The sequence below is a fragment of the Acidovorax sp. LjRoot204 genome, from assembly GCF_056175785.1.
In genome coordinates, this window is record NZ_JBGFFF010000134.1 from 1 (window position 1) to 12197 (window position 12197).

12 protein-coding genes and 1 pseudogene are annotated in these 12197 nt (G+C 65.7%); 9 read left to right on the forward strand and 4 right to left on the reverse strand.

Features of this window, described 5'->3' with window-relative positions; translation table 11 throughout:
• The first annotated feature begins 89 nt into the window (after positions 1–89).
• The 3 genes from AC04MI_RS19240 to AC04MI_RS19250 are packed head-to-tail and all read left to right on the forward strand — an operon-like array spanning position 90 to position 2384.
• Positions 90–575 (forward strand): YajQ family cyclic di-GMP-binding protein, encoded by a 486-nt coding sequence (locus tag AC04MI_RS19240; protein ID WP_056063745.1) that lies wholly within the window; start codon positions 90–92, stop codon positions 573–575.
• A 2-nt stretch (positions 576–577) separates the two neighbouring features.
• Positions 578–1348: a retropepsin-like aspartic protease family protein gene (locus AC04MI_RS19245; protein ID WP_436077122.1), complete on the forward strand. Its 771-nt coding sequence runs from the start codon at positions 578–580 to the stop codon at positions 1346–1348.
• Positions 1349–1364: 16 nt separating this feature from the next.
• Entirely contained in the window at positions 1365–2384 is a 1020-nt protein-coding gene (locus tag AC04MI_RS19250) for an HD-GYP domain-containing protein (RefSeq protein ID WP_056063748.1), read from the forward strand.
• Between the two features lie 35 nt (positions 2385–2419).
• Here AC04MI_RS19250 and plsY read toward each other — a convergent pair whose 3' ends face one another.
• From plsY to AC04MI_RS19265, 3 genes are all read right to left on the reverse strand, one after another.
• Entirely contained in the window at positions 2420–3112 is a 693-nt protein-coding gene (gene plsY, locus AC04MI_RS19255) for a glycerol-3-phosphate 1-O-acyltransferase PlsY (protein ID WP_056746399.1), read from the reverse strand.
• A gap of 57 nt (positions 3113–3169) precedes the next feature.
• On the reverse strand, positions 3170–3661 hold the full coding sequence (locus AC04MI_RS19260; RefSeq protein ID WP_056063754.1) for an aminoacyl-tRNA deacylase: 492 nt from the start codon (positions 3659–3661) through the stop codon (positions 3170–3172).
• A gap of 71 nt (positions 3662–3732) precedes the next feature.
• Positions 3733–4698 carry a LysR family transcriptional regulator gene (locus AC04MI_RS19265; protein ID WP_436077121.1) on the reverse strand — a complete coding sequence of 322 codons (966 nt, stop codon included), beginning with the start codon at positions 4696–4698 and terminating at the stop codon, positions 3733–3735.
• A 177-nt stretch (positions 4699–4875) separates the two neighbouring features.
• Between AC04MI_RS19265 and AC04MI_RS19270 the strand changes: the two genes are divergently transcribed.
• Together AC04MI_RS19270 and AC04MI_RS19275 are read left to right on the forward strand one after the other, a co-directional pair.
• Entirely contained in the window at positions 4876–5874 is a 999-nt protein-coding gene (locus AC04MI_RS19270) for a Bug family tripartite tricarboxylate transporter substrate binding protein (protein WP_436077120.1), read from the forward strand.
• Between the two features lie 25 nt (positions 5875–5899).
• Positions 5900–7324 (forward strand): M20 family metallopeptidase, encoded by a 1425-nt coding sequence (locus AC04MI_RS19275; RefSeq protein WP_476498450.1) that lies wholly within the window; start codon positions 5900–5902, stop codon positions 7322–7324.
• A gap of 93 nt (positions 7325–7417) precedes the next feature.
• Here the strand turns inward: AC04MI_RS19275 and AC04MI_RS19280 are convergent, their stop codons facing one another.
• Positions 7418–8479, reverse strand: a complete 1062-nt coding sequence (locus tag AC04MI_RS19280; RefSeq protein ID WP_476498451.1) for an aldo/keto reductase — start codon at positions 8477–8479, stop codon at positions 7418–7420.
• 157 nt (positions 8480–8636) lie between these two features.
• Between AC04MI_RS19280 and AC04MI_RS19285 the strand changes: the two genes are divergently transcribed.
• From AC04MI_RS19285 to pepN, 4 genes and pseudogenes are all read left to right on the forward strand, one after another.
• Positions 8637–9545 carry an alpha/beta fold hydrolase gene (locus AC04MI_RS19285; RefSeq protein WP_436077118.1) on the forward strand — a complete coding sequence of 303 codons (909 nt, stop codon included), beginning with the start codon at positions 8637–8639 and terminating at the stop codon, positions 9543–9545.
• A gap of 201 nt (positions 9546–9746) precedes the next feature.
• Positions 9747–10851 (forward strand): peptide chain release factor 2 gene (gene prfB, locus AC04MI_RS19290; protein WP_099730502.1). Its coding sequence is split into 2 segments (ribosomal slippage): positions 9747–9827 and positions 9829–10851, totalling 1104 coding nucleotides; the frame shifts between segments, so codons are not numbered across the junction.
• 9 nt (positions 10852–10860) lie between these two features.
• Complete coding sequence (locus AC04MI_RS19295; protein ID WP_056746407.1) at positions 10861–11535, forward strand: HAD family hydrolase; 675 nt, start codon at positions 10861–10863, stop codon at positions 11533–11535.
• A pseudogene (gene pepN / locus AC04MI_RS19300) lies at positions 11519–12197 on the forward strand (aminopeptidase N); the annotation flags it as partial. The gene AC04MI_RS19295 and the pseudogene pepN, both read left to right, overlap by 17 nt.

Below are 12197 nucleotides of genomic sequence, written 5' to 3' on the forward strand. Positions count from 1 at the left end.
CCATTGGCCCGATTGTCGCACCCGGCCTTTTGGCTCCCCGCGATCCGCCCCCATATCTGCACCTGTTTTCCCCGAGATAGAGACCCACCATGCCATCTTTTGACACCGTCTGCGAAGCCAATCTGGTTGAAGTGAAAAACGCCGTCGAGAACACCGCCAAGGAAATCGCCACCCGTTTCGACTTCAAGGGCACCTCTGCCAGCATCGAGATCAAGGACAAGGACATCACGCTGATCGGCGATGCTGATTTCCAGCTCACCCAGATTGAAGATGTTCTGCGCAACAAGCTCACCAAACGCAGCGTGGATGTGCGTTTTCTGGACATGGGCGATGTGCAGAAAATGGGCGGCGACAAGGTCAAGCAGGTCATCAAGGTGCGCAACGGCATCGAGAGCGAGCTGGCCAAGAAGATCCAGAAGCTGCTCAAGGAAAGCAAGCTCAAGGTGCAAGGCGCTATTCAGGAAGACAAGGTGCGCGTGACTGGCGCCAAGCGCGACGACCTGCAGGCCGCCATGGCCTTGATCCGCAAGGATGTGACGGACGTGCCACTGTCGTTCGACAACTTCCGCGACTGATCATGAAGCGACATCCCCCTGAGGTCCTGTGGGCCCTCCCCCCGCTCTCGCAGCGCGGAGCGCTGCGGACAGGGGGACGCCGCCAGCGCGGCGGGGCGGCCCTTGCGCGGCGGCTCTCACCGGGGCCGCGCCGGTATCAGCGCCTCCTCGCCCTGTGCATCGGGTTGCTGCTGGGCCCCACCTGGGCGCATGCGCAGGCGGTGGCGCTGGCGGGTGTACTGGGCAGCAAGGCGCTGATCGTGGTGAATGCCAACCCGCCCAAGGCGGTGGGCGCTGGGGATGAGTTCCAGGGGGTGAAAGTCATCGCCGTCGCCAAGGACGAAGCCACCGTGGAAATCCAGGGCGCACGGCGCACACTGCGACTGGGCGAGGCGCCCGTGAGCGTGGGCGGACGCAGTGGCAGCGGCAAACGCATTCAGCTGGTGGCTGACGGCCGCGGGCATTTTGTGAACAGCGGCACCATCAACGGGCAGGTGATGCAGTACATGGTGGACACCGGGGCCTCCACCGTCGCCATCGGGCGGCCGGATGCAGAGCGTATGGGCCTCAACTACCAAAGCGGCCAGCCGGTGCGCGTGAACACTGCGAATGGCGTCGCCCAGGGCTGGCGCATGAAGCTCGACTCCATCCGCATCGGCGACGTCGAGGTCTTTGGGGTAGAGGCCATCATCACCTCGCAGCCCATGCCCTATGTGCTGCTGGGCAACAGCTTCCTGAACGAGTTCCAGATGACCCGCACCAACGACCAGATGGTGCTCGAAAAGCGCCACTGACGCCTGTACACCCGCAATGTCCGCACACCCCTCCTCCACCCACGCGCACTCCGAAGGGGAGTACGAAGACCTGCTCAGCCTCTGGTCCGACCTGGAGTCGGCCCTGTCGGTGCTGCTGAGTCGGCCGCTGCAAGTGCAGGACTTTCCGGGCAAGGTGCGGCAGTTTGATGCCTGGCTGCAAGACCTGGTGGCGCACGACATAGACGCGGCGCTGTACCTGATGTTCCAGCATGCCTCCACATCCACCGTGGGCTACAGCGCCTCGCACGCGCTGGTGTGCGGCACGCTGTGCCACATCATGGCGCTGGAGCTCAAGCTGCCGCAGCGTGAGCGCGACAGCCTGGTGCGGGCGGCACTCACCATGAACATCGGCATGACGACCCTGCAGGACGAACTGGCCGTGCAGCGCGAGCGCCCCACGGCGGAGCAGCAGGAGGCCATCAAGAGCCACCCCGAAGACAGCATGCTGCTGCTGGAACGCCTGTTCATCAACGATCCGCTCTGGCTGGACGTGGTGGGGCAACACCATGCCAGCATTGCCGAACGCGTGCCTTTGGCCAACCAGGAGCCGATAGACCGGCTCACCCGCATCCTCGGCACCATTGACCGGTATGCCGCCATGATCAGCCCGCGCAAATCCCGCGCCGGGCGCAGCGCCACCGATTCGGTGCGTGCCATCGTGGGACAAGAGGTGGACCAGCGCGACGAGGTCAGCTACACCCTGGTGCGCTCCATCGGCCTGTGCCCCCCAGGTACGTTTGTGAAACTGGACAATGGCGAAACCGCCATCGTGCTGCGCCGCAGCGACAAGGCCAACCACCCGCTGGTGGCCAGCCTGCTGGACAGCACCGGCAACCACCGCAGCCAGCCCAGCCTGTACCAGACCGCAAGCGGCAAGCCCCGCATCCAGTCTGCCCTGGCCCGGTCCGCAGTGAGCCTGGAACTCAACCACCGCACCATGGTGCGGCTGGGGCTGTACGCCGCCCAGCACAGCGCAGGGTTGCGCGGGCTGGTGACTGCGCCCGGCGCGCTCTGACACGGGGCACGCGCCCAACCGGGCGCGTGGCTATATCAGTGTTTGGCCTTGGCTTTTGCGGTGGGCTTTGCCTTGGCGCTCTCTTCGCCCTCGGCAGGTTTCGCCTTCTTGCTGCCCAGGCGTGATTCCGTGCCGGCAATCAGGCGCTGGATGTTCTCGCGGTGCCGCCAGGCCAGCAGCAGCGCCATCACCACGATCGAGGCGGCAATCGTGCCTTCGGCATACCAGACCACGCCATCCACCAGCAGGTAGTACACCGGAGCAAACGCGGCGGCCACCAACGAGGCGAGCGACGAGTAGCGGAAGAAGAACGCAATGATGAGCCAGGTAGCCGCCGTGGCCAGCCCCAGCCAACCGCTGATGCCCACCAGCACGCCCAGTGCCGTCGCCACGCCCTTGCCGCCTTCAAACCGGAAAAACACTGGCCACAGGTGCCCCAGGAAAGCGGCCAACCCCACCAGCGCCACGGTGCCGTCTTCGAGCCCATAGGGGTGGCCAAACCACATCACCAGCGCCACGGGCAGCCAGCCCTTCATCGCATCGAGCAGCAGGGTCACGATGGCCGCCGCCTTGCTGCCCGAGCGCAGCACATTGGTGGCGCCGGGGTTCTTGCTGCCATAGGTGCGTGGATCGCTCAGGCCCATGACACGCGTCACGATGACGGCAAACGACAGCGAGCCCAGCAGGTAGGCGGCCACGGTGGCAAGAACGGGATAGACGGCGGTCAAAGCAACTCCTTGGAAATCAAATGGTCAGCCTTCTGACGGGCTGTATCGCGCGGCGGCCTATTCTGCCAGCGCGCACTGCACCGGTTTGGCGCCCAGCAACTGCACACACACCTGCGGGTCCAGCTGCACCAGAAAGCCCCGGCGCCCGCCGTTGATGGCAATGCGGGGCAACGCGAGGATGGTCTCTTCGATGTAAACCGGCATGGTGCGCCGCGTGCCAAACGGAGACGTCCCCCCCACCAGGTAGCCACTGTGCCGGTTGGCGACCTCGGGGGCACAGGGCTCGACCGACTTGGCGCCGATCTGGCGTGCGAGGTTCTTGGTGGAGACCTTGCGGTTGCCATGCATCAGCACCAGGAGCGGCTTGGCGTCCTGGTCCTGCATGACGAGGGTCTTGACCACGGTGAACGGGTCCAGACCCAGCACCTCGGCGCTGTGCATCGCGCCGCCGTGCTCCAGGTACTCATACGGGTGTTCGGTGAACGCCACCTTGTTCGCCTTGAGCAGCTGGGTGGCTTGGGTCTCGGAAACGTGTTCTTTCTTGGCCATGGTGTGGTGCGGATAGGGCACCGATGGTATCCGTATCCAAATGTGAGCGAGCTGGAATCTGCGGCAATGTGTCAGAACACCGAGGCAGGCGCTGCGGCGGCCTTGCGGCGCCGCCCGACCTTGCGCTTGCCGTATTCCTCGATGGCGATCACCAGCGCTTGCGTGAACTGCTGCACCAGGGCGGACTGGCTACGGCCCTCGGCTGCCAGCACCTGCAGGCGCCGTTGCTGCAGCTGGGTTTCGTCAAATGGCCGGGCAGCCAGCAGGCCCGCCTCCACCCATCGCGCCGCCGTGAGGTAGCTGGCCAGCACCACGTCCTGCCCGCTCAGCAGCGGCAACAAGGCCGACGAAAAATTGCTCTCCACAGCGGGCACATAGCGAAGGCCCTGCACCGCACAGCTCAGGTCAAACAGCTGCCGCCCCGTGGTGTTGGCGGCCCCCAGCAGCAGTGGGTAGCGCACCACGTCAGCCACGCTCACACTGCGCTGGCGCGCCAGCGGGTGCTGTGCGGGCATGACGGCATAAATGGGTGCGATGGCCGAGTGCAGCACCTGCAGGCCCTTCTCGGGCGCCGTGCTGTACTTCAGCGCCAGATCGGCCTCGCCGCGCAGCACCAGGGCCGACACCTCCTGCGGCACGGCCACCTGCAACTGCAACTGCAGCTGCACCTGCGGGTGCGCCTGCCGAAACCCCGCCATGACCAGCGGCATGAAGGCTGCCGCAAACCCTTCGGTGCAGGCCAGCCGCACCCGCAGGGCACCTTGGGCCGACAGATCCTGTAATTGCTCGACCAGCTCCAGCGCCTGCGCATCGTGTGCACTGGCGTGGGCCAGCAGGCGGGTACCCGCCTCGGTCAGGTTCATGCCGCGCGCCTGGCGCTCGAACAGCACCACACCCAGGCTGTCTTCCAGCTTGCCCAGCTGCCGGCTCACGGCCGAAGCGGCCACGTGCAGGCGCTGCGCGGCCTGGTTGACGGAGCCGGTGCGCGCGACCTCCAGAAAGTAGCGCAATGGCAGACTGAGCAGTGAAATGGCCATGGTTGTTTAAATCACAAAAAGGCAATGGTCAGTTGCCAAATCTCTATTCCAAGCAATGGTAAACCAGCATCCATCTTGCATGGCTTGAGGCTCCAATTCACCCATGCTCTTGCGCGGGCGCCACGTGGCCATTGCTCCCACGCCGCCCGCTGCCGGGGCCCTACCACCGGAGTCCGCATGAAACGCCTTGTTCGAGCCTCGTTCCTGTCTGCCACCCTGGCAGTTCTTGCCGGCCATGCCAGCCTGGCCTGCGCCCAGGCAGCAGCCCCTGCCGACGCCTGGCCCCAGCGCCCCGTGCGCATGGTGGTGCCCTTCCCGCCCGGTGGCGGCACCGACGTGGTGGCACGCGCGCTCGCACAGAAGCTGGCCAGCCGCCTGGGCACGCCGGTGGTGATCGACAACAAGCCGGGTGCCTCCACCATCATCGGCACCGAAGCCGTGGTGCGTTCCGACCCCGACGGCTACACGCTGCTGGTTTCGGGCTCCACCAGCTACACGGTCAACCCTGCCTTGCGCAGCAAGCTGCCCTACGACCCTGCCAAGGACCTCGTGCCCGTGGCCACCGTGGCCCGGGCCCCCCTGGTGCTGGTCGTCAGCGTCAGCGCGCCGTACAAGGACCTGAACGCACTGATCGCCGCAGCCAAGGCAAAGCCCAAGAGCATCCACTACGCCACCTTCGGCTCGGGCTCTGGCCCGCACCTGGCGGGCGCGCTGCTGGAGCAGGCCGCGGGCATCCAGCTGCAGGACGTGCCCTACCGGGGCAGCAGCCAGTCGCTGATCGCCCTCATGGGCGGCGAAATCCAGCTAGGTATCGACACCGTGGCCGCTGCGGCGCCGCAAGTGAAGGCCGGCAAGCTGCGCGCCCTGGCCATTGCGGGCAAGTCGCGCTCCAGCATGCTGCCGGGGGTGCCCACCGTGGAGGAACTCAAACTGCCAGACGCCGTGTTCGACGCCTGGTATGCCATCGCCGCCCCCGCCAAGACGCCACAGTCTGTCATCCGAAAGCTGGTGACCGAGGTGGAAGCCGTCACCCGCGACAGTGGTCTGCAGGAACAGATGCGCACCCAGGGCATGGAACCCGTGCACCTGGGCCCCGTGGCCACGCGCGCCATGATCGATGACGAGATCGGCCGCTACCGCGCGCTGGCCCACCGCGCCAAGATCGTGGTGGACTGACGAACACCCAACAAGGACCTGCACGATGAACCGCCAACAACTGATTCAAGACGTCCAGCGCTACTTTGACGATGGCCGCTTCGCCACCGACCTGCGCCGCCGTGTGGCCTGGCGCACCGAAAGCGACACTGGCAAGGTGCCGCCCGAGCTGCGCGCCTACCTCACCGACGAAATGGTGCCCTGGCTCACGCCCCTGGGTTTTGAATGTGAGGTGCTCGACAACCCTTCGCCACAAGGCGGCCCCTTCTTGGTCGCCCGCCGCGTGGAAGACCCTGCGCTCCCCACCGTGCTCACCTACGGCCACGGCGATGTGGTCAACGGACAGGACGCGCAATGGCGCGAGGGCCTTTCGCCCTGGGAGCTGACCATCGAAGGCGAGCGCTGGTACGGCCGGGGCACGGCCGATAACAAAGGCCAGCACACCGTGAGCCTGGCCGCACTCGCCCGCACCATCGAGGCCCGGGGCGGCCGCCTGGGGTACAACGTGACGCTGCTCATGGAGATGGGCGAAGAGGCGGGTTCGCCCGGCCTGGCCGCCTTCTGCGAGCAGCACAGCGACGCGCTGAGGGCCGACCTTTTTCTGGCCAGCGACGGCCCCCGCGTGAACGCGGGCCACCCCACCCTCTTCCTGGGTTCACGCGGAGCCATCAACTTCTCATTCGCGGTGCGCAGCCGCGACAAGGCCTACCACTCCGGCAACTGGGGCGGCGTGCTGGCCAACCCGGCCACCGTGCTAACCCACGCCCTGGCCACACTGGTGGACGCCAAGGGCCGCATCCTCGTCAAAGGCCTGCTGCCGCCTGCGGTGCCCGACAAGCTGCGCACTGCCCTCAAGGACGTGGTGATTGGCACCGGCGCCGATGACCCCGCGCTCACCCCCGGCTGGGGCGAGCCCGGCCTGACCCCCGCAGAGCAGCTGGTGGGCTGGAACACGCTGGAGGTGCTGGCGCTGGGCGCGGGCAACGCGCAGCGGCCCATCAACGCCATCCCCGCGCAGGCCGTAGCGCACTGCCAGCTGCGCTTTGTGGTGGGCACCGATTGGCAGAACGTGGAGGCCACGCTGCGCGAACACCTGGATGCGCATGGCTTCAGCCAGGTCGAGATCACCATGGGCATGCACTGCGGCGCCACGCGGCTCGATCTGCACAACCCCTGGGTGGACTGGACGATGGCCTCGCTACAGGCCAGCGCAGGCCAGCCCGCAACGCTGCTGCCCAACCTSGCRGGCTCGCTGCCCAACGACRTCTTTGCCGACCWGCTSGGTCTGCCCACGCTGTGGGTGCCGCAYTCGTACCCSGCCTGCGCSCAGCAYGCRCCCAACGAACATTTGCTGGCGCCCGTGGCACGAGAAGGTCTGGCGGTGATGGCCGGGCTGTTCTGGGACCTGGGTGAGCCCCAAGGGACGCCGTGGGTTGAAGGGCGCACCACCCGGCAGGAGGCAACTGCCTGACAGCAGCGCGCACAAACTCGCAGAAAATCCAAGGGGCCTGCACGGCCCCTTTGTTTGATCTTACCTATTCGCAGGGCCACGCCCTGCCCCCGGTCACAACGCAGGGTCGCGCAGCTCCCAGCGGATAGCGTCAATGGCCTTCAGCACCTCGGGCGACAGCGTGGTGCCCCAGGCATTCAGGTCTTCCTCCAGCTGCGCCACCGACGTCACGCCGATGATGGTGCTGGCCACTTGCCACTTGGTGTAGCAGAACGCCAGCGCCATCTGCGTGGGCGTCATGCCGTTGGCGCGGGCAAGCGCGTTGTAGCGGCGCGATGCCTCCAGCGCCTCGGGGCGGCCCCAGCGTTGTTTGCGCACGGATTCATACGATGCAATGCGCGCACCCTGCGGGGCATTGGGCCCAGTAATGCCGCTTTCGTCGTACTTGCCCGTCAGCAGGCCAAAACCCAGGGGCGAATAGGCCAGCAGAGACACATCCAGGCGGTGGCAGGTTTCATCCAGTCCGTTTTCCCAGGTGCGGTTGATCAGGCAGTACGGGTTCTGCACCGTGGCCACACGCGGCAGGCCGTGCTGCTCGGCCAGSCGCACGAACTCGTGCACGCCRTASGGSGTTTCGTTYGACAGGCCRATSKMGCGCACCTTGCCSGCCTTCACCAGGCCGGCCAGCGCTTCCAGCTGCTCGCGGATGGGGGTTTGCGAGGTTTCCTTGGMMGGGTCGTARTASAGGTTGCCGAASGCYGGCACATGGCGCTCGGGCCAGTGGATCTGGTASAGGTCGATSACRTCGGTCTKCARGCGMYKCAGGCTSGCSTCGCACGASGCCACGATGTCGGCCGSSGTCATGCCCTTGCCCTCGCGCACCCAGGGCATGCCGCGCGATGGGCCGGCCACCTTGGTCGCCACCACCAGCTTCTGGCGCGCGCCAGGGTTCTTGGCAAACCAGTTGCCGATGATGGTTTCGGTGGCACCAAAGGTCTCGGCCTTGGCGGGCACGGCGTACATCTCGGCGGTGTCGATGAAGTTSACGCCGCGCGCGAGCGACTGGCTCAGGATGGCATGCGAGTCGGCCTCATTGACCTGYTCGCCGAAGGTCATGGTGCCSAGGCARATGGGGGTGACAAGCAGGTCACTCTGACCCAAGCGGACGGTGTTCATGCGGTGAAGGCTCCAGAAGGTGGGAAAGTAAGCAGGGCCTGCTGCGGCCCCGGCTGGCGATGGTACAAGCGATCGCCAAAACCTGCCGGACGCCGGACTCCTTGGTGACACCGCAGGGCGCCCCGCCAGCGTGGCGGCAACGTAACATTGGCACAGCATGTACCAAGTCCTCACCCCTTCGCGCAGCAGCACACTGGCGCTGCGGCACCTCAACTATCACGTCCGCCACTGGGGCCCCGAGCAAAGCGACCTCCCCACGCTGGTGCTTTTGCATGGCTGGATGGACGTCAGTGCCTCCTACCAGTTCACGGTGGACGCGCTGCGGCAATCACGCCGCATCATCGCGCCGGACTGGCGCGGTTTTGGCCTCACCACCGGTGCACCGGTGGACCACTATGTGTTTGCCGACTACCTGGCCGACCTGGACCTGCTGCTGGACCACTATGCCCCCGGCGAAGCCATCGACCTGGTGGGCCACAGCATGGGCGGCAACGTGGCCATGATGTACGGCGGTGTGCGGCCCGAGCGCGTGCGCAAGCTCGTCAACCTGGAAGGTTTTGGCCTGCCCGCCACACGCCCCGCGCAGGCGCCCACCCGCTACGCGCAATGGATCGACGAAATCAAGCAGCTGCACCAGGGCACCAAGGAGCTCAAGACCTATGACAGCGCCGACGGCGTCGCCCGCCGCCTGATGAAGACCAACCCCCGCCTGTCTGAAGACAAGGCCCAATGGCTGGCCCAGCACTGGGCGCGGCCCAACGCGCAAGGGCAGTGGGAAATCCTGGGCGACCCCGCCCACAAGATCACCAGTGCGCAGCTGTACCGCGCGGACGAAGCCCTGGCCATCTACGAGCGCATTACCGCACCCGTGCTGGCCATCGAGGCCAGTGGCGACAGCCTGGGCCAGTGGTGGAACGGCCGGTACACCCTGGACGAATACCACCAGCGCCTGACCCATGTGCGTACCTGCAGCACCGCCGTCGTGCAAGACGCGGGCCACATGCTGCACCATGACCAGCCGGAGCAGGTGGCCCAGCTGATCGAAGCGTTTCTGGATGCTGCCTGAGGCAATTTGAAGTCCTTGCGCCCGCAAGCGCTAGTGGATATTGCCTGAGTAGCTATCATTTTTGATATGAATGCCACTCGGAGCCCACACGCCGGCCTGCGCAGATCCGGCGGCGGTCTGGCACAAAGGGCATTCGCAGGGCACCTGCCCGTCCCATGAGAAAATCGTGGGTTATTCCACAGAACACGCAGGACAAGAATCATGGACGCAGAACGCATCAACCTCATCGGCACCACCCTCAGCGACCTGGCTCTGCGCACGCAAGAGTTACGGAGGTATCTTTGACTTCGATGCCAAATTTGAACGCCTGCGCACGGTAAACGCATCGCTGGAAGATCCCTCCGTCTGGAACGACCCCAAGAAGGCCCAGGAGCTGGGCAAGGAACAAAAGTCGCTCTCCAGCGTGGTCGTCACGCTGGACAAGCTCACCCGCGATCTGGCCGACAACGCCGAGCTGTATGAGATGAGCAAAGAGGAAGGCGATGAAGCCGGCCTTTTGACCATCGAGTCGGAAGCCGCCACGATGCGCGCAGCGGTGGAAGAGCTGGAGTTCCGCCGCATGTTCCGCAACGAGGCGGATCCGCTCAACTGCTTTGTGGACATCCAGGCAGGCGCTGGCGGCACCGAGGCCTGCGACTGGGCCAGCATGCTGCTGCGCCAGTACCTCAAGTACGCCGAGCGCAAGGGCTTCAAGGCCACGGTCGAAGAAGAAACCCCGGGCGACGTGGCCGGCATCAAGAGCGCCACGATCAAGATCGAGGGTGAGTACGCCTTCGGCCTGCTGCGCACCGAAACCGGTGTGCACCGCCTGGTGCGCAAGAGCCCGTTCGATAGTTCGGGCGGCCGCCACACCTCGTTCGCGTCGCTGTTCGTGTACCCCGAAATCGACGACTCCATCGAGATCAACATCAACCCTGCCGACGTGCGCACCGACACCTTCCGCGCATCGGGCGCGGGCGGCCAGCACATCAACAAGACCGACTCGGCCGTGCGCCTGACGCACATTCCCACCGGCATCGTGGTGCAGTGCCAGGACGGCCGCAGCCAGCACAGCAACCGCGACGTGGCCTGGCAGCGCCTGCGCAGCCGCCTGTATGACTTCGAAATGCGCAAGCGCATGGAAGAGCAGCAGAAGCTGGAAGACACCAAGACCGATGTGGGCTGGGGCCACCAGATCCGCAGCTACGTGCTGGACAACAGCCGCATCAAGGACCTGCGCACCAATGTCGAAATCTCGGCCACGCAGAAGGTGCTGGACGGCGACCTGGACGCCTTCATCGAAGCTTCATTGAAGCAAGGCGTCTGAGCGATGCGGATGCGCACCGACGCCATCATCTTCGACATGGACGGCACCATGATCGACTCCATGCCCTGGCACGCCCAGGCATGGGTAGAGTTTGCACGCCGCCGGGGCATGGACATCGACGTGCCTGACCTCATGGCCCGCACCACGGGCCGCAATGGCACCGAGTGCATCGTGGAACTGTTAGGACGCCCCGTGTCTCAGGATGAGGCCGACGCGCTCACGCACGAAAAAGAAACCATCTACCGCGAGCTGTTCGCCCCGCGTTTCTCTGAAGTGGCGGGCTTTCGCCAGTTTGCGGCCCAGGTGCGCGCGCGTGGTCTCAAGGTGGCGGTGGGCACCGCGGGTGACATCGGCAACGTGGAATTCGCACTGGGCCACCTGGGACTGGAACCCGCGCCCCAGGCCATCGTGCGTGGCGATGAGGGCCTGCCCGGCAAGCCGCAGCCCGCGATCTTTCTGGAGGCTGCACGCCGCATCGCGGCAGCCCCCGAGCATTGCATCGTCTTTGAAGACGCGCCTTTCGGCATCGAGGCAGCGCGCCGCGCAGGCATGCGTGCCGTGGCCATCTGCAGCACCCACACGCCCGAACAACTGGCCGGGCCCCATGTGCTGGCCGCCGTGCGCGACTACACCGAACTCATGAACACCGACTTTCTGGAGAGCATCCATGTTGCAACTGCATAAAGCCGACGGAAGCGGAGACGGCGCGGCCCCGGCCATCGCCATCCGCCGCGAGGACTACACCGCCCCCGCCTACTGGATCGACAGCGTCGAGCTGACCTTCGACCTGGACCCGAACAAGACACGCGTGCTCAACCGCATGACGCTGCGCCGCAACCCCGACGTGGCCGCGCAACCGCTCAAGCTCGATGGCGATGACCTGAACCTGGCRCGYGTGCTGGTCAACGGCCAGGGCACCTCGTTCAAGATGGAAGGCACCCGCCTGGTGCTGGAGAACCTGCCTGAAGGCTCCGAGCCCTTTGCGCTCGARATCTTCACCACCTGCTGCCCCRYCAAGAACACSMAGCTSATGGGCYTGTWCGTGAGCSARGGCACYTTCTTCACGCAGTGCGAGGCCGAGGGCTTTCGCCGCATCACCTACTTCCTGGACCGCCCGGACGTGATGGCCAGCTATACCGTCACGCTGCGCGCCGACAAGGCCCAGTACCCGGTGCTGCTGAGCAACGGCAACCTGGTGGACAGCGGCGACCTGGAAGACGGCCGCCACTTTGCCAGGTGGGTGGACCCGCACAAGAAGCCCTGCTACCTCTTCGCATTGGTCGCAGGCAAGCTGGTGGCCCGCGAGCAGAAGATCAAGAGCCGCTCGGGCGCCGACCACCTGCTGC